The following is a 20105-nucleotide window of genomic DNA, read 5'->3' on the forward strand; positions in this document are numbered from 1 at the left end:
CATGCGCCGCCTCATCCGCGACCATGCCCTGAGCCTGCTGTTCCTCCTCCTGTTCCTCGGGGCGCTCGGGGGCCAGGCGATCGCCGGGTACGCCCGCTATGCCTCTGAGCAGCAGGAGCACGGGGGCGTCGTCGAGAGCTTCGGCGGCTTCCTGCTCTCCTCCGAGTTCGTGGTCGACGTCGCCGAGAACTGGCAGTCCGAGTTCCTCCAGTTCCTGCTCTTCATCACGGCGACGATCTGGCTCGTGCAGCGCGGTTCGCCCGAGTCGAAGAAGCCGGAGGACGAGGGCCCCGGGAACGATGAGGATCAGCTCGTCGGGGCGCACGCGCGACCGGACTCACCGCGATGGGCGCGCGCCGGCGGCTGGCGGACCTGGCTCTACGGCAACTCGCTCGTCCTGGTGATGGGGGCGGTCTTCGTGCTGTCGTGGCTCGCACAGTCCCTCGCCGGCGCGGTGGTCTACAACGCCGAGCAGGCGCAGCACGGCCAGCCCGCGATCACCTGGGCGCAGTACCTCGCGTCCCCGGACTTCTGGGATCGCACGCTGCAGAACTGGCAGTCGGAGTTCCTCGCGGTGGGTGCGATGGTGGGCCTGTCCATCTATCTCCGCCAACGCGGCTCGGCCGAGTCCAAGCCCGTGGGCGTCCCGCATCGGCTCAGCGCCTGGGAGTCCGACTGACCTCAGTCCAGTGCGCGGACGCCCGTCGCCCGCGGGCGACCGCGTCGGCCGATCAGCAGCGCGGACAGGATCATCAGGACGGCGAGCACCAGGTGCAGCACGTTGTCGGCGGCGTTGAGCGGGACGACATCCCCTTCCCGCCCCGCGAGGAAGAGCCCGTAGACCCACAGCGCCAGATAGACCACTCCGCCCCACAGCAGGTAGTGGCGGGAGGCCGCCGGGCGGATCGCCGAGACGACGCCGACGACGCCGAACAGCAGGTGCACGGCGTTGTGGAGGACGGAAACCTGGAAGAGACCGAGCAGGTACGCCTCCGAGCCGTGTCCCAGCGGCTGCAGGTGCTCCAGGCCGTGGGTCAGCCCAGGGACGAAGCCGGCCACCCCGACGAGAAGGAAGACCACGCCGGCAGCGAGCGCCGCCTTCTGCACCGCGCTGCCCGCGTACGGCTGCCCCGGCCGTGCCTCGGATCGGTCGTCCGTCGTCATCATGGCTCCTCCTGCGCTCGTCGCCGGACGCATGACGCTAGCCCGGTCGTGACGGGCCGCCGAGGGGATTGACAGCGTCCCGGCGCCGACCGATCCGGTGTCAACCCCCTGCCGGTCCGGACGAGGCCGGGCGAGGGTGCGAGCAGAGCGCAGAGGACCGTGACGCGCCCGAGAGGAGGGCCCCATGCCGATCCGTGCGGAGTCGCTGTGGCGGGAGCGCCCCGTGGAGGTGCCGACGACGTCCCTCCCCCAGGCCGTCGAGGTCCTGGTGGCGGGCGCCGGGCTGACCGGCCTCACCTGCGCCCTGGAACTGGCTCGCCGCGGGCACCGCGCGCACGTCGTGGAGGCGCGACGGATCGGCGCGGGCACGACCGGAGGAACCACCGGCAAGCTGAGCCTGCTGCAGGGCGGGAGGTACGGCGAGGTGCACCGCCACGCCGGACGCTCGGCCCTGGGCGCATACGCGGCCGCGAACCGCGTCGGCGCGGACTGGCTCCGCCACGAGATGCGCGAGGATCCCGGCGCCCTGCACGGCGAGACCGCCGTGACGTTCGCGACGTCTCCCGAGGGGCTGCGGGCACTGTCGCGCGAACGGGAGGCGAGCAGGATCGCCGGCGTCCCGCTGCTCTCCGGCGGCGACACAGGGCTTCCCTTCCCGGTGCTCGGCGTCCTGCGGCTGGGCGACCAGGCCGCTCTCGATCCACGGGAGGTCCTGCGGATCCTGTCGGAGCGGGCGTTCCGTGCCGGAGTCGGGTTCAGCATGGGCGCCCGCGTCACCGGCGCCGATCCGCTGCCCGGCGGGGTCGACGTGACCACGACCGGAGGAAGGACCCGTGCGTCCCGCCTCATCGTCGCGACGGGCTTCCCCGCGGTGGAGGACGGATCCTTCACGATGCTCCTGTCGCCGTCCCGGGAGTTCGTCGCCGCCTACCGGGTGCGGGATCGGGACGCCCTGCCCCGCGGGATGCATCTCTCGGTCGACCATCCACGCCGGTCATTGCGCACGGCGGTCGACGGATCCGGCGAGACGCTGCTCCTCGTCGGCGGAGAGCCGTTCGTCCCCGGGCGGGTGTCTGACACCAGCCCGCGTCTGGCCGCGCTCGACGCGTGGACGCAGGAGCGCTTCGGCGTCGCCCAACGCGTGCGGTGGTGGGGCGCGCAGGACTACGCCCTTCCGACGATGCTCCCCTTCGCCGGCGCCCGTCCGGGGACGGGCGAGCGGATCCTTCTGGCCACCGGCTACGCGAAGTGGGGAATGACCAACGCCGTCGCCGCAGCGCTCGCCATGGCCGCCCGCGTCGACGGCGGCTCGCCGCCCTGGTCCGAGGTGTTCGAACGGCCGCGGATCGGCCTGCGGAGCGCGCCCACGCTCATGGGCGCCGCTGCGGCGACCGCGGTCAACGCCCTGCGCGGGCGCGTGCTGCCGACCCGTCGCCCCGCGCCGGACTCCGTCGTGCGTGCACGGGTGGTGCGACGGGGTCTCGGCCCTCCCGTGGCCGAGACCCGCACCCGTGAGGGGCGCTGCGCGGTGTCGGCGGTGTGCACGCATCTCGGGGGCATCGTCACGTGGAACGACGTCGAGCGCAGCTGGGACTGTCCGCTCCACGGCTCGCGGTTCGCGCCGGACGGGACCGTCCTCGAAGGGCCCGCCGTCCGGGATCTTCCCCGCGTCGACGAGGAGCGGCCGTGATCGTCGGGTATCACGCGTCGCACGAGCAGTTCGGCCCGGACCTGCTCCGGGACTGCGTGATCGCGGCGGAACGTGCCGGGTTCGATGCCGCGATGTGCTCGGACCACCTCGCCCCATGGGGCGCACGGCAGGGCGAGTCCGGATTCGCCTGGGCATGGCTCGGGGCCGTCCTTCAGGCCACCTCCCTGCCTCTGGGCGTCGTGACGGCGCCGGGCTACCGGTACCACCCTGCGGTGGTCGCCCAGGCCGTCGCGACGGTGGAGCTGATGTTCCCCGGGCGGTTCTGGGCGGCGTTGGGCAGCGGCGAGGCGGTCAACGAGCACGTGACCGCCCTCCCCTGGCCCGCGAAGCCCGACCGCGACCGCGCCTGGGAGGCCACTGCCCGCTCCATCCGAGAGCTCCTCCGCGGGCAGGTCGTCACCGCGCTCGATCCTCCGCGAATCGACCGTGCCCGGGTGTGGAGCCTGCCGCCCTCCCCTCCGCCGCTGCTCGCCGCGGCGGTCTCCCCGGCGACCGCCGCCCGGGCCGCCGGCTGGGCGGACGGGCTGATCACGGTCGCGCCCCAGCCCGATCCGCCCGAGCGGGTGCTGGCGGCGTTCCGCGATGCGGGGGGACGAGGACGCGCAGTCCTCCAGGTCCACGTCTGCCTCGCCGAGAGCGAGTCGCTGGCGCTGGCGGCCGCCAGGGACCAGTGGCGTCACAGCGCCGTCCCCGCCGATCGCGTGTGGGATCTCGCACTGCCGGAGGAGTTCGACGCCCATCCCGCCCCGGACGACGACGCCCTCCGCTCCGCCGTCGTCATCGACACCGACGCCGGACGACTGGCGGAGCGGATCCTCGACCTCGCTCGCGGGTTCGACGAAGTCCAGCTCCACCAGGTGGCCAGGGACCAGCTGGCCTTCATCGACCGCGCGGGAAGCGACCTGCTCCCCGCGCTGCGGAGCGCCGCATGAAGCCCGCGGACGTGAGCGACCTCTGGTGGCGTACGGCCGTCGTCTACTGCCTCGACGTCGAGACGTTCCAGGACTCGGACGGCGACGGCATCGGGGACTTCCCCGGCCTGTCCAGCAGGATCGAGCATCTCGTGGAGCTCGGGGTGACCTGCGTCTGGCTCCTGCCGTTCCACCCCTCCCCGAACCGCGATGACGGCTACGACATCAGCGACCACTACGGAGTCGACCCGCGCCTGGGCACGGCGGGCGACGTCGTGGAGTTCCTGCGCATCGCGCACGACCGTGGCATCCGCGTGATCATGGATCTCGTCCTCAACCACACCTCGGACCGGCACCCCTGGTTCCGCTCGGCCCGTCGTTCGCCGGACAGCCCGTTCCGCGACTACTACGTCTGGTCCCACGATCCTCCCCGAGCGGGGCGTCATCCCGTGTTCCCCGGCGAGGAGGACGACGTCTGGACGTTCGACGAGAAGGCCGGGCAGTACTACCACCACTCGTTCCACCGGTTCCAGCCCGATCTGAACCTCGCCCACGCCGCGGTACGGGCCGAGTTCGCGCGCATCGTCGGCTACTGGCTGGAACTGGGCGTCGACGGCTTCCGCCTCGACGCCGTGCCTTTCCTCATCGGACCGCCCGGCGCCGCCGACCACGCGGATCCGCACGCCTTCCTCCGGGAGTTGCGACGGTTCATCGCGCGGCGGCGCGGGGACGCCGTGCTCCTCGGCGAGGTGGGACTCAGCCACGCCGACCAGGTGGAGTACTTCGGCACCCGCGGGACGGAGCTGGACCTGCAGTTCGACTTCGACACGATGACCGCCACGTTCCTCGCCCTGGCGCGCCGCGAGGCGGAGCCGCTGCGCGCGATCCTGGGGAGCCGTCCGCTCGTGGACGCGAGCCAGGGATGGGCGATGTTCCTGCGCAACCACGACGAGCTGACGGTCGAGCTCCGAGAGCCCGACGAGCGGGAGGACGTGTTCGCGGCGTTCGCGCCGGACGAGCTCCAGCGCGTCTACGACCGCGGGATCACCCGCCGGCTCGCTCCCCTGCTCGACGGCGACCCGCGACGCCTCCGTCTCGCCTACAGCCTGCTCTTCTCCGCGCCCGGCGCACCGGTGCTGCTCTACGGCGAGGAGATCGGGATGGGAGAGATCCCCCGGACGCCCGACCGCCTCGCCGTCCGCACGCCGATGCAGTGGACGGCGGAGCCGGCCGCAGGCTTCTCCACGGCCCGGCGCTCGCGCCTGGTCCGCCGCCTCCCGGACGACGGCTACGCCCCGCGTCATGTCTCGGTCCAGGAGCAGCAGAACGATCCCGGCTCCCTGCTCGCCTTCGTCCGCCGGCTCATCGCGCGGTATCGGGCGACGCCTGAGATCGCGTGGGGGCGGACGGAGGTGCTGCCGGCGGACGACCCCGCCGTCTTCAGCCACGCGCAGATCGACGACGACCGCGTCTTCCTCGCCGTGCACAATCTGTCCGAGTCCGCCTGCAGCGTCCGCGTGGACCTGCGCTCCCTGCCCCCGCACGGCCCGCTGCGCGACATCCTGGGCACCGGTGCTCCTGCCGCGGACGCCGAGGAGCGGACGATGACGATCGACCTCGACGCCTACGGCTTCCGCTGGTTCCTGGGCGACCGAGGGCAGGGATGATGTCAACCCCCTCGTGATGCCGTCGTGCGCACGGCAGTCTCGGACGAGGCCATCGAGAGGAGACACCGTGAACCGTGCCGCCGACCCCCGCACCCTCCACGACGACCAGTTCGCCCCGCAGAGCCAGGAGCAGCCGGGGCAGACGTCCCGGATGCGTCCCCGACCGGATCATGGCGAGGAGTCCTACCGCGGCCACGGCCGGCTCGCGGATCGCAAGACCTTCATCACCGGTGGGGACTCGGGCATCGGACGGGCGGTCGCGATCGCCTTCGCCCGCGAGGGCGCCGATGTCGCGATCGTGCACATGCCCGAGGAGCAGGAGGACGCGGACGACACCCTCGGATTGATCCGCGACGCCGGTCGCACCGGTCTCAGCCTGGCCGGTGACGTGCGCGATGAGGCCTTCGCGGAGGAGAGCGTGAAGGAGGCGCGGCGCAGCTTCGGGCGTCTCGACGTCGTCGTGCTCAATGCCGGCTACCAGCACGATGTGGAGGGGCTGGCGCAACTGGACACCGAGGACATGCGCCGGGTCTTCCAGACGAACCTGGAGGGACTGCTCTTCTCGGCCCGCACGGCGCTGCCGCTGCTCGAATCGGGGGCGTCCCTCATCGTGACCGCCTCGATCCAGGCGTTCCAGCCGTCCCCGGGCCTCATCGACTACGCCATGACCAAGGCCGCGCAGGTCGCATTCGTGAAGGCGCTGGCGGAGGAGGCCGGGCCACGGGGCATCCGCGTGAACGCGGTGGCCCCCGGTCCGATCTGGACGCCGCTCATCCCCGGCACAGGATGGGACGAGGACAAGGTGGCCGAGTTCGGCCGCGACACGCCCCTGGGGCGCGCCGGACAGCCGGCCGAGCTCGCCGGCGCCTACGTCTTCCTCGCCTCCGACGACGCGTCGTACGTCTCGGGCGCCGTCCTGCCCGTCACCGGAGGGAAGCCGCTGTGAACGTCTCGGGGGAACGTCCCGGACCGAGACCCCGCTGGCGGCTGCGACCGCTCGGCGAGACGGGGTGGCGCATCTGCGACGACACCCGGGGCGAGCATGATCCCGCGCACCTCGTCGCCTACGTCGACCGGGACGGCTTCGGCGCGCTGAACGTCATCTGGCTGCGCTCGCCGTGTCCGTCACGGCGCCGCTTCCACGACCTGGACGAGCTGCTCTCGGCTCTGGAGTCCCTGGGCGATGTCGACCCGCTTCCCGGGTCCACCCGCCCGGTCCCGATCCCCCACCTCCCGCCGGCGACCGGATGAGGACCGCGATGAGATCCTCGACCGCAACCGGGCATACGGGCTCGCGCCCCGCCGCAGCGGGGGCGTTCTGGACCCTCCTTCCGAACCCCGCCCCCGCCGAGCTCGCCCGCGCCACGCAGGGCTGGGACCTGCACCCGCTGATCACGACCGACCTCACCCAGCGCCGCCGCCACCCGAAGCTGGAGCGCTTCGGGGAGGTCCGGTACCTGACCGTGTGGGACATCGACCCCCGGGACGGACGTGAGGCCTCCGATGCCGAGCTGCGGTTCGTCTTCGACGACGAGCGGCTCCTCATCGTCCAGCAGGGGCCGCCGGAGCACCTGCGCGACATCGGGGCCCTGCTCACCGCCGCCGACGCGCTCCCGGTGCGCTCCCCCGTCTCCGCGGTGTATCGGGTGCTCAACGCCGTGGTGGCCGACTTCGTCCAGATCGGCGCGGACATCGAGCGGGAGCTCGAAAGGGTGGAGGCCGAGGTCTTCGACAGCCGGGTGCATGAGGACTACCGGCGGATCTACCGTCTGCGGCAGCGGATCGGGACGATCGACCGGGCCGCCTCGGGGCTCGCCGAGGCCGTGCGCGACGGGCGGGCGGAGATCGAGGCCGCGACCGTCGAGGAGACGGCGCTGCGCCCCTACTTCCGCCGCCTCGTCCACGACGTCGAGGGAGTGGCCCGGCTCGCCGCCGCAGAGCACGTCGCCCTCGACGCCGTCGTCTCCAGTCACGAGAGCAACGTCTCGACACGGCAGAACCAGGACATGCGGACGATCTCCTCCTTCGCCGCGCTCCTCGCGATCCCGACCGTCGTCGCCGGCATCTACGGGATGAACTTCAAGAACCTGCCTCTGGTGCAATGGCAGTTCGGCTGGCTCGTGATCGGACTGTCCATCGTCGTGGTGGATGTCGTCGCGGTCGTGCTCTTCCTCCGGCGGGGCTGGCTCGGCAAGGGGCGGAAGGGCCGTGCCGCGGAGGACGAGCAATAGCCCGGCAACGGCCTGCGCTACGCCCGCTCCAGCAGACGGCTCGTGGGGCAGGCGGGACTCGAACCCGCGATCGTTGGGTTATGAGCCCACTGCCTTGACCAGCTTGGCCACTGCCCCGGAGACTCCAGCCTAGCGGGGCGTGACGAGGCGCCGTTCGTGCTCGTCAGCGGGTCTCGGCGGGGACGTCGACCGCGGCGGCGTGGGCCGTGGTGTGCCGACGGTACGCGTGGGCGTTCTCGCGCAGCCGCGCCCGTTCCTCGGCGCTGAGCGCTCGGCGCACCTTCGCCGGGACGCCCGCGACGAGCGAGCCGTCCGGCACCACGGTTCCGCCGAGCACCACCGCTCCGCCGGCGATCAGGCACTCCTCGCCGATGACCGCTTCGGACAGCACCACGGCGCCCATTCCCACGAGGGACCCGTCGCCGATGGTGCAGCCGTGGACCACGGCGTTGTGCCCGATCGAGACGTCCGCTCCGATCCGCACCGGATGGCCCGCGTCGACGTGAACGGACACGTTGTCCTGGACGTTGCTGCCGGCACCGACCGTGATGGTGTCGGAGTCCGCGCGGAGCACGGCGTTGTACCAGACGCTCGCGCCCTCGCCGAGGACGACCTCGCCCACGATCCGGGACCCTTCGGCCAGGAATGCCGTCGGATCGATGCGCGGAGAACGGCCCGGCAGGGACAGGATGCTCCCCCGTCCGCTCATCGCGCCATCGCCTCCTTGAGGGCGGCCGTGTACTGCGGGGCCAGGGTGTCCACGAACGTGGCGGTCAGGTGGTCCTGGTCGCGATAGACGTTGGCGCCGCCCACGACGGTGCGGCAGATCTCGTCGTCGCAGAACACCGGGGTGAAGTCCAGCAGGGTGACGCCCTCCGTCTGCGCTGCCGCGTCGCGCAGCGGGTCGTCGGCGGTCAGCAGCTCCGAGCGCGCGCCGTCGCACGAGGCCGCGTCGCGCGTGCGCAGGCACTTGTTGGGATCGGTCTCCCACACGGGGTTGTCCACGACGGTCACCACCGGCGTGCCCCGCGCGATCATCTGGCCCCACACGTCCTTGTAGCCGGCGACGGCGGCGTCGTGGCCCGAGTCGAAGCCCCGGGCATCGAACGAGGTGGTCGAGAGCGCGGCGGTGAACGCCACGTCGAAGTCCCGCTTCTCCAGGTCCGCGGCCACCCCGGCGCGCCAGTCGTCGCACGCCTGGCCGAACGCGCCGCCCGCCGCGAGCGGCGTGCTGTTCCACGGGCACGCGCCCTTGAAGTACGTCACCAGATGCCAGCCCTCGCGCTCGGCGATGTCCTGGAACGTGCTGAGGACCTGGAAGGCGTGGCTGTCCCCGATGAGCGCCACCTGCGGGGCCTCGGGGTCGTCCGAGCCGTACTCGCACACGACGGGCCGGGAGTCGTTGAGCTGGACGAAGCAGCCGTCGGCGTTGGACGGTCGGTCCACCCGAGCGAATCCGGGCGCGGGGAGGATCGTGTCGCTCACCGTGCCCGCGCACGCCTCGTCCAGAACCACGGCGGCGCCGAAGCACTCCGGCGGGTTCTCGCGCAGCTCCTTGATCGCCTGCACGCCCCGGTCGTAGGCGGGGGCGTTCGCCGCCCAGCCGATGCCCGCGGACCCGGCGACGACCACCATGGCCGCGAGCGACGCCCACAGTGTCAGCCGCGGCGGGCGAGACGTCAGCGGCTTCCAGGAGCGCACGGGATCCTCCACGAAGCGCTTGGTGAGCCACGCCAGCACGAAGCAGATCACCAGCAGCGCCACCCGATGGTAGATCGTCAGCCCCCAGAACGGGACCGAGGGGGCGATGATGATGAGCGGCCAGTGCCACAGGTAAAGGCTGTAGGAGATGTCGCCCGTGAACGTCATGGGGCGCAGCGACAGCACCCGCGTCGGGTACCACCAGCGGTCCGTGTTCGAGGCGGCGATCACCGCCGCCGCGCCGAGGGTGGGCAGGGCCGCGGCGTATCCGGGGAAGGGCGTCTGCGCGTCGAAGCGGAACGCGCTATAAAGGAGGGCGGCGATGCCGGCCCAGCCGAGCAGGAAGCTCAGCACAGCACCGCGCACGCGCAGCATCGGGACGAGGGCGATGACCGCGCCCACCCCGAACTGCCACATCCGGCCGAACGTGACGAAGTACGCCGGCGCCGGGTTCGTGATCGTGAAGACCACGCAGAAGACGAACGACGCGACAGACACGACGCCGATCGCGATCGCGGCGGCCCGCAGCCGGGCACCTCGGAACCACTTCACCGCGACCCATGCCGCAAGGAGCATGATGAGCGGCCAGAGCACGTAGAACTGCTCCTCCAACGAGAGCGACCAGTAGTGCTGGACGGTCGTCGGGTCGCCGGAGTGCGCGAGATAGTCGGCGGAGTCGAAGGCGAGGAACCAGTTCTCGACGTAGAACGTGGAGGCGACGATCTCCTTGATCTCGCCCGGAAGCGCCGCGGTGGGCATGAGGTAGGGCGTCGACACGACGATCGCGCAGAACAGCAGGACGAGCAGCGATGCCGGCAGGAGCCGGCGAGCCCGTCGGGCCCAGAACCGGCCGAGCCGGACCGTCCCCGTCGAGGTCAGCTCGCGGGCGAGGTGCGAGGTGATGAGGAATCCGGAGATGACGAAGAACACGTCGACGCCGACGTAGCCGCCGCTCAGCCGCGCGGGCCAGAAGTGATAGAGCACCACGAACAGGACGGCGATCGCGCGCAGCCCCTGCACGTGCGGCAGGAACCGGGAGGCGGATGACGAAGCGGTCGAGGCGTCCGCGGAAGGACGAGGACGGGATCGTCGGAGGTCGACGCGGGAGGATTCACCAGCAGAGGCCACCAGACGACGGTAGCGCGGATCCCTGGACGCCCCGGTCCGGCGCGCGCTCACACCGCGGGATAGGAGTGAGGCGAGCCTTCCCGAACTTGCCTCTGATCTGCGTCTTAGCCATGCCTCAGCTTGCTTGCGGAACATTCTGAGACGAGTAGCGTTGTCCCTGACGAAGCCGGAAACGATCTACGGAGGACGATCAGAATGAGCAAGGCAGAGACCATCACCACCACCGCGAGCGACCCGACCGTCGCCGCCGCCGCCGCGCAGTTCCTGACCCCGGTCGTGCTGGGCCTCCAGGCGCTGACCATCAACGGCAAGCAGGCGCACTGGCACGTCCGCGGCGCCAACTTCGTCGGTGTGCACGAGCTCCTCGACACGATCGTCGCCCACGCCGGGGACTTCGCCGACACCGCGGCGGAGCGCATCGTGGCTCTCGGTCTGCCGATCGACGCGCGCGTCGCCACGGTCGCGGAGAAGGCCGCCGCCACGAAGGTCCCCGCAGGCTTCACGAGCTCGGACGAGCTCGTGCGCGACGTGATCGCGGACATCGACGCGATCCTCGCCGACGTCCGCGCGGCCGTGGAGGGGCTCGACGAGATCGACCTCACCAGCCAGGACGTGGCCATCGAGATCCAGCGCGGCCTGGAGAAGGACCGCTGGTTCCTCGTCTCCCACGTCGCCGCCTGACCAAGGCTCACCCGACGAGACCCCGCGCCGCTGCCGGTGCGGGGTCTCGTCGTCTGCGCGAAACGAGAAGCGCTCAGGCGCGGGCGCCGTGCTGCAGATAAGTGAGGACCGCGAGGACGCGTCGGTGGTCGGTCCCCGAATCCTCCAGCCCGAGCTTGCCGAAGATCGCGCTGATGTTCTTCTCCACCGCGCCGACGCCGATCACGAGGCGGTCGGCGATCGACGCGTTGCTGCGACCCGCCGCCATCTCCTCGAGCACGTCGCGTTCCCGCGGCGTGAGCAGGCTCACCGGATCCGGGCCGCGCGATACGAGCTGCTGCACGACCTGGGGATCCAGCACGGTGCCGCCCGCCCGGACCCGGAGAACCGCCTCCGAGAGCTCCTCCAGCGAGGCCACCCTGTCCTTGAGCAGGTAGCCGACCCCGCCGGATCCGGAGCCGAGGAGCTCGCGCGCATACACCCCCTCGACGTACTGGCTCAGCACGAGGATCGCGACCCCCGGGGCCTCCGCACGCAGGGACAGGGCGGCGCGGATGCCCTCGTCGCGGAACGTCGGGGGCATGCGGACATCCAGCACCGCGACATCCGCGCCCGCCTCCCGGGTCCGCGCGACGACGTCGCCGACGTCGCCGTACGCGCCCACGGTCTCGAACCCCGCTTCCTCGAACAGGCGGACCAGCCCCTCGCGGAGCAGCACCGAGTCCTCGAACAGGATCACGCGGGGAGGGCCGGGGATCGTCACCGCTCCAGGATACGGACCCGCGGGTCCGTATCCTGGCGTCACGCGGCCGGGACCCGGACCCGGATCTCCGTGGGACCGCCGGCCGGGCTGTCGATCTCCATGTCGCCGCGGAGCCCCTGGACGCGCTGACGCAGCCCCTCCAGGCCGTGCCCGGGACGCGGGAGCGCCCCGCCGCGTCCGTCGTCTCGCACCCGGACCTCCACCGCCGCGCCGTCCAGCGTCGCGGTGAGCTCCACGCCCGCGGCCCCCGAGTGCTTCGCGGCGTTCGTGAGCAGCTCGGCGACGACGAAGTAGAGGTTGCGCGAGGTCTCGGGAGTCAGCACGCCGTCGATGCGCGGGTCGATCGCGCTGGTGACGGGCAGGGCGCCGGCCGTCCCGAGCGCGCGCAGCGCCTCGACGATCCCTCGGTCCTGCAGCAGCGGCGGCGCGACCCCGCCCGCGAGCGCCCGCAGCTCATCCAGCGCCGCCTGGGCATGCGCACGCGACTCCTGTGCCAGGCGCTGCGCCGCCTCCGCGTCGCCCGCCGCGGCGCGTCGCTCGATGGCGCCGAGATCCATCTGCAGCCGGACCAGACGCTGCTGCGGGCCGTCGTGGATGTCCCGTTCGAGCCGCCGGAGCGCCAGGTCCTCGGCCTGGATCGCGGCGCCGCGGGACGCGTCCAGCTCCGCGACCTCCGCCTCGTGGTCGTCCGCGTCCCAGCGCCCGAGCATCCCGGCGGTCGCCGCGTGGTGCAGACGCACGAGCCCGCGCAGCACGAGCGGGAGCGTCACCAGGAACACGAGTCCCACCGCGAGGTACATCATCGAGGCCCACAGGTGCGGGTCCGGATCGGGGTCGATGCCGCCGAAGAAGTGCTCGACGACCCAGCCGACCCACACCTGATCGGAGTTGCGGTCGGGGATGAACGAGGCCCAGAACCAGTAGGTCGGACCGCCCAGCGCCATGGCGAGCCACGACACCCCGAGCCCGAACGAGAGGATCGCGATGATGGGGCGCACGAGGACGGCATGCACGAGGGCCATCCAGTAGTGCCCGTTGCGCAGCGGCTGGGTGAGGCCCGCCCATCGTCCCTCCCCGCGCCCGCGCCGCCAGTCGGGAGCGGGGAACGCCGGCATCCCGACCCACCGCTGCAGCGCGGTGTCCGCGGCGGCGAAGCCACGGGAGAGGAAGAGGGAGGCGACCATCAGCGGGACGCCGATCACGAGGACCAGCGTCCCGACGCCGAGCAGGAACACGCTGACGCTCAGCCCCATGGCGAGGATCGCCAAGGGGAGCGAGAGGATCGCCAGGTAGACGGCCGCGCGCGGCGCCATGATCCACGCTGCGGCGTAGCCGCGCGAGCGTGCCGCGGGTGCGGCCTGCGGATCGGACAGGGGCCTGGTCATCGTCGCCTCCGGGGCGGGTCGGGTCGTGTCCTGCAGGGTCATCGGGTCCTCCGGTTCCGGCCGGACGACCGCGGCGGTCGTCCTCCGTCCAGGATCCCGCGGGCGTATCCGCGTCCGCCATGCGGTGGCCGCCCCGAAGGATGGTGGGGCTATCCCCCGTATCCGGGGTCGAGGTATGTCGCCCGACCCGCCAGCAGCGTCGCCTGCACGGGCATGCTCCGCAGCTCGGCGGCCGACGCGGACGACGGATCGAGACCGCACAGGACGAGATCGGCGTCCGCTCCGGGCCGGATCCGGGCCGGAGACTCCCCGTCCGTGCCGGTCCCTCCGCGGCCGCTGGCCGCGAGGGCCGTCTCGACGTCCAGCCGCTCCTCGGGGTGCCAGGCGGGCCGGTCGTCGTCGGTGCGGTGCACGGCCGCAGCGACCGCCAACCAGGGATCGAGCGGGGCCACGGGGGCATCGGAGCCGAACCGCAGGGACGCCCCGGCGCGATGCAGGGAGGCGAGGGGGTAGGCGAGGGCGGTCTGCGCGGCCCACAGCGCATCCGCGGCGTCGCGGTCGTCGACGGCGTGCTGCGGCTGCACGCTCGCCGCGACCCCGAGGCGCGCGAAGCGCGCCAGATCGGCGTGACGCACGAGCTGGGCGTGCTCGATCGTCCCCGTCGCCCCGCTGAGCGCGAACGCGTCGAACGCCGACGACAGCGCCACGTCCCCGATCGCGTGGACGGCGGCATCGATGCCCGCGCCGGCGGCGCGGACCAGCATGTCGCGGAGCTCTTCGGGGGCGACGGTGAGCACCCCGTGGTTGTGCGGGTCGTCCGTGTATCCCGCCGAGCACGCGGCGGTGCGCGTGCCCAGGGAGCCGTCGGAGATCACTTTCAGCGGTCCGCGTCGGACGAGGCCGAGCGGATCGCCCTCGATCCCCGATCCGCTCGTCCATCCCTCCGCGATCGCGCGGTCCAGGTGATCGGGGTAGACGGCGAACGCGACCCGGTGGGCGTCGAAGCCCGCGGCCAGTCGACGCGCCCAGGCATCCTCGTTCCAGGCCATGTCGAAGTCCACGATCCCGACGACGCCGCGCGACGCGGCGCGACGAGCCGCATCGGTCACCGCGGCGTCCGCGAGGGCGGGCTCGGCCGCGTTCAGCCGGCGAGAGATCTCGAACGCGTCCGCCTCTCGGAGCAGTCCGTCCGTCGTCGGCGCGAACCCCTCGCGACGGAACGCCGCGGAGTTCAGCCACACGCTGTGGACGTCGGCGTTGATGAGGTACGTCGGCACGTCGCCGGTCGCGGCATCGAGGAGCCCCAGGTCCGGGGCGTCCGTCCACCGCACCGCACGATAGCCGCTGCCCACGCGCCGGCCGTCCGGAAGCACCGCCGCGCGGGACATGCGATCGGCGGCCTCACGCGCGGATCCGACGTCGCCCAACGGCTCGCGCTGCGCCGCGAGCGCCCACTGCACGGTGTGGACGTGATGATCCCAGAGGCCGGGCACGACCCAGCTCCCGGCACCGTCGAGGATGCTGCCGCGGGCGAGGCGGCTGAGGTCGAGCGCTCCCGTCGGCGCGACATCGGCGACGCGCCCGTCCGCGATCAGGATGTCCACCGGCTCGTCCGTGGGAAGCAGGCTCCGCTCGGCGGTCGCCACCCGGACGGCCCGCAGCGCCCCGACGAGCGTCACGATCCGGCCCGCGTCGCGCGCGCGGCCCGGCGCGCGTCCTGGGCGCGTCGCATCTCGGCGGCCAGCGCCGCGTTCGCGAACGGACCGGTGCCCGACAGCTCCGTGATCACGTTCTCGATGACCTCGTCCGGACGGTTCTGACTGAGCTTGCGCTTGGCCGTCACGCGCGTGGGCGTCAGCCGGAAGCCGACCGTCCCCGCCTCCAGCCGGCGCACGAACGCGTCGTCGTTCGGCGGGGCCCACATCCCTCGCGGCTGCGGAAGTGCCCCTTCGAACCGATCGACGAGACGCTCGAGCACACGCAGGTTCTCCTCCGTGGACAGGATCTCGGGGGTGCCGGAAAGGTGGACCGCGACGTAGTTCCATGTCGGGACCGCCGCGGTGTCCCCGTACCACCCCGCGGACACGTAGCCGTGCGGTCCCTGGAACACGATCGTCAGCTCCTCCCGCCCGAGTCCGAGGACGAGGTCGTCGGGGCGTCCGACGTGGCCCAGCACCGTCAGGTCCTCGCGCTCGGGGTCGAGCAGCACCGCGTAGTGGGACGCGGTCGTGCCCTGGGCGTCCCGGCCGACGAGGGTCGCCCACGGGTGGGCGTCGATCACCCGGCGCAGCTCCGCCGGGTCGGTCATCGCGAAGCTGGGGTTCTGACGCACTCCTTCAGCCTAGGCCCCCGGACGCGGATCAGCCCTTGGCCTGCTTCACGACGGGGATCGCCTGCGTCTTCCAGTCGTCGTAGCCGGGGTCGCCCGCCATGAACGACTCGATCTCCCCCTTCGACGCGCGCAGCTTCGGATCGTTGTCCAGGTACTTCTTCGTCTCGCGCGCGATCAGCGGCGACAGGATGAGCAGCCCGATGAGGTTCGGCACCGCCATCAGCCCGTTCATCACGTCGGAGAAGGACCAGACGACGTTGAGCTGGACGGTGCACCCCACGAACACGACCAGGGAGAACAGGATGCGGAAGGGCATCACCGCGCGTCGTCCGATCAGCCGCTCGATGTTGCGCTCCCCGTAGTAGGACCACCCGAGGATCGTCGACGCGGCGAACATGACGAGCCCGATCGTGACGATGTAGTGCCCCCACTCTCCGGGGAGCCCGTGGGAGAACGCCTGGCCGGTCATCAGCGCGGGGCTGATCTGCTCGCCGGTGGCGGGATCGATCGCCTTCCAGGTGCCTGTGGCGACGATGACGAGCCCCGTGCACGTCACCACGATGATCGTGTCGATGAAGGTCTGCGTCATCGACACCAAGCCCTGGCGCACCGGATGGCTGGTCTGCGCGGCCGCCGCCGCGATCGCCGCCGAGCCCATCCCGGACTCGTTCGAGAAGATGCCGCGCGCCACGCCGAACTGGACCGCGATGATGATCGCCGATCCCGCGAAGCCGCCGACCGCGCTCGTCCCCGTGAACGCCTCCGAGAAGATCTGCGCGAAGGCCCCCGGCAGCGCGCCGACGTTCGCGATGAGGATGTACAGCGCGCCGAGCACATAGAAGATGATCATGATCGGCACGAACCCCGCGGTCACGCGGCCGATCGACTTGATGCCGCCGACGAGGACGAGCAGGGCGAACACGGTGAGCACGATGCCGGTCACCCATGTGGGCACGGCGAAGCTCGCCTCCAGGTTGGTCGCGATGGAATTGCCCTGGGTCATGTTCCCGATGCCGAAGCAGGCGAAGACCGCGAAGACGGCGAACAGGAGCGCCAGGGTCTTGCCGAGGGGCCCCCGGATGCCGCGCTCCAGGTAGTACTGCGGGCCGCCGGACTTCTCCCCGGCCGCGTCCGTCGTCCGGAACCGCACGCCGAGGAACGCCTCCGAGTACTTCGACGCCATCCCGAGCAGGCCCGTCACCCACATCCAGAACAGGGCGCCGGGTCCCCCGATCCCGATGGCCGTCGCGACGCCCACGATGTTCCCCGTCCCGACCGTGGCCGCCAGCGCCGTCGTCAGCGCCTGGAACTGCGAGATGTCTCCGTCGGATCCGGGGTCCTTCCGAGTGAACAGCCCCAGGCGCAGCGCCGATCCGAGACGCAGGAACTGGATCCCGCCGAGGCGGATCGTGAGGTACAGCCCCGTGCCGAGCAGCAGCGGGATGAGGAAGAACGGCCCCCAGATGAGGCCGCCCAGGAAGTCGAGCGCGGATTGCAGGCCGGAGATATCCATGGGGCTCCTGTCGGTGCGTCGGTGCAGCGGACCCGTCCACTTTATGCAGCAACGCAGCCGAGATCACCAGCGCAGGGTGTCTCCGGCGTGTCCGCCCACGTCCGTCACGCCTGGCAGGAGGGGCACCAGTAGAGTTTGCGCGCGCCGATCTCCTCAAGCACGATGTCCGTTCCGCAGACGCGGCACGGCAGGCCGGCCCGGTGATACACCCAGTGCCGATCATCGCGATGCGCCATCGCCGCTCGGTACTGCTCCGGGGTGAGGTCGTCCATCGTCATCATCTGCCCGGTCTCGACACCGATCGCGAGCAGTCGGACCCAGTCGCGCCAGAGCGCGCGCACGACGTCCTCCGGCACGGCCCTGCCGGGCGTGTGGGGGTTGAGTCGCGCGCGGAAGAGCATCTCGGCCCGGTAGACGTTGCCGATGCCGCTGACGACGGCCTGGTCCATGAGCAGCAGCGCGATGGGCGTGCCCTTCTTCCGCACCGCCGCGACGAAGCGCTCTTCGCCCTCGGCCGGGTCGCCGACCAGCGGGTCCGGACCGAGCTTGGCGACCGTGGCGAGCATCTCGTCGGGTGTCTGCAGCACGCAGGCGGTCGGCCCGCGCAGATCGGCGCACGTGACGTCGGTGAGCAGGCGCAGGCGCACCTGCCCGACGACGGGCGGCGGCCACTCGTCCCCTTCGTCCGCCAGTCCCCTGGTCTGCTCCGACATCCGGACGTGGACCCGGGTCTTCCGCGGTGCGCCGATCGAGGAGAGCGAGTTCTCCCCGGCGGTGTCGAGAATGGGAGCGTCGAGCTCGGAGTCGAGCTCCGTGCCCCGCTGGTTCGTCTGCCCCATCCGCCCGTTCGCCGAGGCGATCGTGGGATCCACGAGGATGTCGCCGGCGAAGTCCCACGCCCCATAGAGACCCAGGTGCACGCGCAGCCACAGGTCCCCCTCGGTCTCGAGGAACATCTGCTTCCCCACCGCCTGGACGCTCTCCACGACCCGGCCGTCCAGCAGCGCCGCCCCTTCCGCGAATCGCCCTTGCGGGCTCGAGGCGGAGACGGGCTTGCCGACGAAGTTCCGGGCGAACTGGCGAGCGATCCGATGGACGGAGTGACCCTCGGGCATCAGGCGCGCGGGTCCGGGAGCAGCGAGCCGTCGCGCTCGAAGTCCGCGATCTGGCCGATCCGTCGAACGTGCCGCTCGTCGCCCGAGAAGGGAGTCGCGATGAACCGGTCGATGAACTCCGCGACCTGCTCGAAGGTGTGCTGGCGAGCGCCGATCGCGATCACGTTCGCGTCGTTGTGCTCGCGCGCGAGCTCCGCGGTCGCGATGCTCCACACGAGGGCGGCGCGGATCCCCTCGACCTTGTTCGCGGCGATCTGCTCGCCGTTGCCGGAACCGCCGAACACCACGCCGAGCGCCTCGACCCCGGCGCGCTGATCCGCGATGGTGGCCTGAGCCGCGCGGATGCAGAAGGCCGGGTAGTCGTCGAGCGCGTCGTACTCGACCGGACCGTGATCGACCACCTCGTGACCGGCCGCGGAGAGGTGGTGCTGCAGCTGCGTGGAGAACTCGAGGCCGGCGTGATCGGTGGCGATGTGGATGCGCATAGGCCAATCCTAAGGAGGTGTCAGGGGGCGATGCCCGCGGCGGCGGGACGGAAGCCCAGGCGCACGTTCTCGCAGTCCCCGGGCCGGGACACGTCGTACCACGGGCCGAGCTCGGTCAGGTGCGGGCGCTCGGCCGCCGGGGTGCCGTGGACGCGCTCGAGGACGAGGTCCACGAGACCGGAGACGAACGCCGGGTGCGTGCCGGGCGTGGGCGTGCGGATCATCCGCAGCCCTGCCTCCGCCGCGCTCTCCATGGCCTCGGTGTCCAAGTCCCAGAGCACCTCCATGTGATCGCTGACGAAGCCCAGGGGCACGACGACCACGGCCCGGGCGCCCCGGTCGGGGAGCTCGGCGATGACGTCGTTGATGTCCGGCTCCAGCCACGGCTGGGTCGGCGGGCCGGAGCGCGACTGGAAGACCAGCTCCCACGGTAGGGTGCCGGCCTGCGGGACGTGCTCGGCGAGCGTCGACATGATGTGCGCGGCGACGGCACGGTGCTGCGCCTCGTACGCGCCGCCCTCGCCCCAGTCGCGGTCCCGGGGACCCGAGCGACGCGCGTCGTCGACGGGGATGCTGTGCGTGGAGAAGAGGACCGTGATCGCCTCGGGAGCGACGCCGTCGCCGAGCAGGGTCCGCACCGCCGCCTCGACGCCCTCCTGGAAGGGGGCGACGAACCCGGGGTGGTCGAAGAAGAGGCGGACCTTGTCCGCGGTGAGCACGCCGCCGAGCCCGGACTCGTCCATCGCGATGGCGATGTCCTCCCGGTACTGACGATCGCTGGAGTAGGAGCTGTAGGCGCTGGTCGCCAGGACCAGGAGCGTGCGGTGCCCGTCCTGCGCCGCGGCGGTGAAGGCCTCGTGCAGGTACGGGCCCCAGTTCCGGTTCCCCCAGTAGACGGGCAGGTCGAGGCCTCGTCGGGCGATCTCCGCCTCCAGGGCCGCCTTGAGCTCCCGGTTCTGCGCGTTGATCGGGCTCACGCCGCCGAAGTGCCGGTAGTGGTGCGCGACCTCCTCGAGGCGCTCGTCGGGGATCCCCCGCCCGCGCGTGACGTTGCGCAGGAACGGGATCACGTCGTCCTGGCCCTCCGGCCCGCCGAAGCTCGCCAGCACGACGGCGTCGTAGTCGACCGGCACCTCCACGTGCGCGGGGCCGGAGCGGGCTGCTTCGGAGGCGTGCAGGACGGGGACGGCTGTCTGAGGCGTGGCGGGATCGATCACGTCTTCCATGCTCCCACCTCACACCTTTCACTCAGCCGAGGATGGCAGTGAACGTGCGCTGGCGTAGGCTGTCAGGGTTGCCGTCGCCGCCAGCAGCGTGAAACCGCGGCAGATCCCCTCAC

General features: G+C 71.8%; 19 protein-coding genes and 1 tRNA gene. 8 read left to right on the top strand and 12 right to left on the bottom strand.

Annotation, left to right across the window (positions count from 1 at the left end; translation table 11 throughout):
- Nucleotide 1 precedes the first annotated feature (1 nt).
- Nucleotides 2-679: a DUF6766 family protein gene (locus V6R91_RS22780; protein WP_231820960.1), complete on the top strand. Its 678-nt coding sequence runs from the start codon at nt 2-4 to the stop codon at nt 677-679.
- Between the two features lie 2 nt (nt 680-681).
- Here V6R91_RS22780 and V6R91_RS22785 read toward each other — a convergent pair whose 3' ends face one another.
- Nucleotides 682-1167, bottom strand: coding sequence for a DUF4383 domain-containing protein (locus V6R91_RS22785; protein WP_336397201.1), 486 nt, complete (start codon nt 1165-1167; stop codon nt 682-684).
- A 181-nt stretch (nt 1168-1348) separates the two neighbouring features.
- Here V6R91_RS22785 and V6R91_RS22790 point away from each other — a divergent pair, with 181 nt between their 5' ends.
- Genes V6R91_RS22790 through V6R91_RS22815 form a run of 6 tightly spaced genes read left to right on the top strand, consistent with a single transcriptional unit; the run spans nt 1349 to nt 7684 of the window.
- Complete coding sequence (locus V6R91_RS22790) at nt 1349-2854, top strand: FAD-dependent oxidoreductase (protein WP_336397202.1); 1506 nt, start codon at nt 1349-1351, stop codon at nt 2852-2854.
- Entirely contained in the window at nt 2851-3807 is a 957-nt protein-coding gene (locus V6R91_RS22795) for a TIGR03557 family F420-dependent LLM class oxidoreductase (protein ID WP_336397203.1), read from the top strand. Before V6R91_RS22790 ends, V6R91_RS22795 begins: the two co-directional genes overlap by 4 nt.
- A complete protein-coding gene (locus V6R91_RS22800) occupies nt 3804-5453 on the top strand; it encodes an alpha-amylase family protein (protein WP_336397204.1) in 1650 nt (549 codons plus the stop codon). Before V6R91_RS22795 ends, V6R91_RS22800 begins: the two co-directional genes overlap by 4 nt.
- Before the next feature lie 16 nt (nt 5454-5469).
- On the top strand, nt 5470-6399 hold the full coding sequence (locus V6R91_RS22805; protein WP_378818413.1) for an SDR family oxidoreductase: 930 nt from the start codon (nt 5470-5472) through the stop codon (nt 6397-6399).
- Nucleotides 6396-6704: a hypothetical protein gene (locus V6R91_RS22810; protein WP_067243131.1), complete on the top strand. Its 309-nt coding sequence runs from the start codon at nt 6396-6398 to the stop codon at nt 6702-6704. The genes V6R91_RS22805 and V6R91_RS22810 overlap by 4 nt, the downstream gene beginning before the upstream one ends.
- An 8-nt stretch (nt 6705-6712) precedes the next feature.
- Entirely contained in the window at nt 6713-7684 is a 972-nt protein-coding gene (locus tag V6R91_RS22815) for a CorA family divalent cation transporter (RefSeq protein ID WP_336397206.1), read from the top strand.
- Between the two features lie 43 nt (nt 7685-7727).
- Here the strand turns inward: V6R91_RS22815 and V6R91_RS22820 are convergent.
- The 3 genes from V6R91_RS22820 to V6R91_RS22830 all read right to left on the bottom strand — a co-directional run bounded on the left by V6R91_RS22820 (nt 7728) and on the right by V6R91_RS22830 (nt 10513).
- A tRNA-Ile gene (locus V6R91_RS22820) sits at nt 7728-7801 on the bottom strand.
- A gap of 46 nt (nt 7802-7847) precedes the next feature.
- Nucleotides 7848-8393, bottom strand: coding sequence for a gamma carbonic anhydrase family protein (locus tag V6R91_RS22825; RefSeq protein WP_271062922.1), 546 nt, complete (start codon nt 8391-8393; stop codon nt 7848-7850).
- A complete protein-coding gene (locus V6R91_RS22830; RefSeq protein ID WP_336397207.1) occupies nt 8390-10513 on the bottom strand; it encodes an acyltransferase family protein in 2124 nt (707 codons plus the stop codon). The genes V6R91_RS22825 and V6R91_RS22830 overlap by 4 nt, the downstream gene beginning before the upstream one ends.
- A 195-nt stretch (nt 10514-10708) precedes the next feature.
- On the opposite strand from V6R91_RS22830, the gene V6R91_RS22835 reads away from it, so the two are divergent.
- Nucleotides 10709-11194 carry a Dps family protein gene (locus tag V6R91_RS22835; RefSeq protein WP_067243128.1) on the top strand — a complete coding sequence of 162 codons (486 nt, stop codon included), beginning with the start codon at nt 10709-10711 and terminating at the stop codon, nt 11192-11194.
- Between the two features lie 73 nt (nt 11195-11267).
- Here the strand turns inward: V6R91_RS22835 and V6R91_RS22840 are convergent, their stop codons facing one another.
- The 8 genes from V6R91_RS22840 to V6R91_RS22875 form a co-directional block, all read right to left on the bottom strand.
- The gene (locus V6R91_RS22840; RefSeq protein ID WP_336397208.1) at nt 11268-11936 is read right to left on the bottom strand and encodes a response regulator transcription factor; all 669 of its coding nucleotides are present in this window, start codon (nt 11934-11936) and stop codon (nt 11268-11270) included.
- A 38-nt stretch (nt 11937-11974) separates the two neighbouring features.
- On the bottom strand, nt 11975-13363 hold the full coding sequence (locus V6R91_RS22845; protein ID WP_336397209.1) for a sensor histidine kinase: 1389 nt from the start codon (nt 13361-13363) through the stop codon (nt 11975-11977).
- Between the two features lie 107 nt (nt 13364-13470).
- Entirely contained in the window at nt 13471-15000 is a 1530-nt protein-coding gene (locus V6R91_RS22850; protein ID WP_336397210.1) for an amidohydrolase, read from the bottom strand.
- Nucleotides 14997-15653, bottom strand: a complete 657-nt coding sequence (locus V6R91_RS22855; RefSeq protein ID WP_336397211.1) for an FMN-binding negative transcriptional regulator — start codon at nt 15651-15653, stop codon at nt 14997-14999. The genes V6R91_RS22850 and V6R91_RS22855 overlap by 4 nt, the downstream gene beginning before the upstream one ends.
- A gap of 28 nt (nt 15654-15681) precedes the next feature.
- Nucleotides 15682-17166, bottom strand: a complete 1485-nt coding sequence (locus V6R91_RS22860; RefSeq protein ID WP_336397212.1) for an alanine/glycine:cation symporter family protein — start codon at nt 17164-17166, stop codon at nt 15682-15684.
- A gap of 104 nt (nt 17167-17270) precedes the next feature.
- Nucleotides 17271-18281, bottom strand: a complete 1011-nt coding sequence (locus V6R91_RS22865) for an Fpg/Nei family DNA glycosylase (RefSeq protein ID WP_067249109.1) — start codon at nt 18279-18281, stop codon at nt 17271-17273.
- Entirely contained in the window at nt 18281-18766 is a 486-nt protein-coding gene (locus tag V6R91_RS22870; protein WP_067249111.1) for a ribose-5-phosphate isomerase, read from the bottom strand. Before V6R91_RS22870 ends, V6R91_RS22865 begins: the two co-directional genes overlap by 1 nt.
- A 20-nt stretch (nt 18767-18786) precedes the next feature.
- Complete coding sequence (locus V6R91_RS22875) at nt 18787-19992, bottom strand: ferrochelatase (RefSeq protein ID WP_336397213.1); 1206 nt, start codon at nt 19990-19992, stop codon at nt 18787-18789.
- Nucleotides 19993-20105: the final 113 nt, after the last annotated feature.

It is taken from the genome of Microbacterium sp. CCNWLW41 (assembly GCF_037083505.1).

Excerpts from the sequence above, each read along its gene's own strand:
- V6R91_RS22780 (WP_231820960.1), top strand. The coding sequence starts at position 2 with ATGCGCCGCCTCATCCGCGACCATGCCCTGAGCCTGCTGTTCCTCCTC.
- V6R91_RS22785 (WP_336397201.1), bottom strand. The coding sequence starts at position 1,167 with ATGATGACGACGGACGACCGATCCGAGGCACGGCCGGGGCAGCCGTAC.
- V6R91_RS22790 (WP_336397202.1), top strand. The coding sequence starts at position 1,349 with ATGCCGATCCGTGCGGAGTCGCTGTGGCGGGAGCGCCCCGTGGAGGTG.
- V6R91_RS22800 (WP_336397204.1), top strand. The coding sequence starts at position 3,804 with ATGAAGCCCGCGGACGTGAGCGACCTCTGGTGGCGTACGGCCGTCGTC.
- V6R91_RS22805 (WP_378818413.1), top strand. The coding sequence starts at position 5,470 with ATGCCGTCGTGCGCACGGCAGTCTCGGACGAGGCCATCGAGAGGAGAC.
- V6R91_RS22815 (WP_336397206.1), top strand. The coding sequence starts at position 6,713 with ATGAGATCCTCGACCGCAACCGGGCATACGGGCTCGCGCCCCGCCGCA.
- V6R91_RS22825 (WP_271062922.1), bottom strand. The coding sequence starts at position 8,393 with ATGAGCGGACGGGGGAGCATCCTGTCCCTGCCGGGCCGTTCTCCGCGC.
- V6R91_RS22835 (WP_067243128.1), top strand. The coding sequence starts at position 10,709 with ATGAGCAAGGCAGAGACCATCACCACCACCGCGAGCGACCCGACCGTC.
- V6R91_RS22845 (WP_336397209.1), bottom strand. The coding sequence starts at position 13,363 with ATGACCCTGCAGGACACGACCCGACCCGCCCCGGAGGCGACGATGACC.
- V6R91_RS22860 (WP_336397212.1), bottom strand. The coding sequence starts at position 17,166 with ATGGATATCTCCGGCCTGCAATCCGCGCTCGACTTCCTGGGCGGCCTC.
- V6R91_RS22865 (WP_067249109.1), bottom strand. The coding sequence starts at position 18,281 with ATGCCCGAGGGTCACTCCGTCCATCGGATCGCTCGCCAGTTCGCCCGG.
- V6R91_RS22870 (WP_067249111.1), bottom strand. The coding sequence starts at position 18,766 with ATGCGCATCCACATCGCCACCGATCACGCCGGCCTCGAGTTCTCCACG.
- V6R91_RS22875 (WP_336397213.1), bottom strand. The coding sequence starts at position 19,992 with ATGGAAGACGTGATCGATCCCGCCACGCCTCAGACAGCCGTCCCCGTC.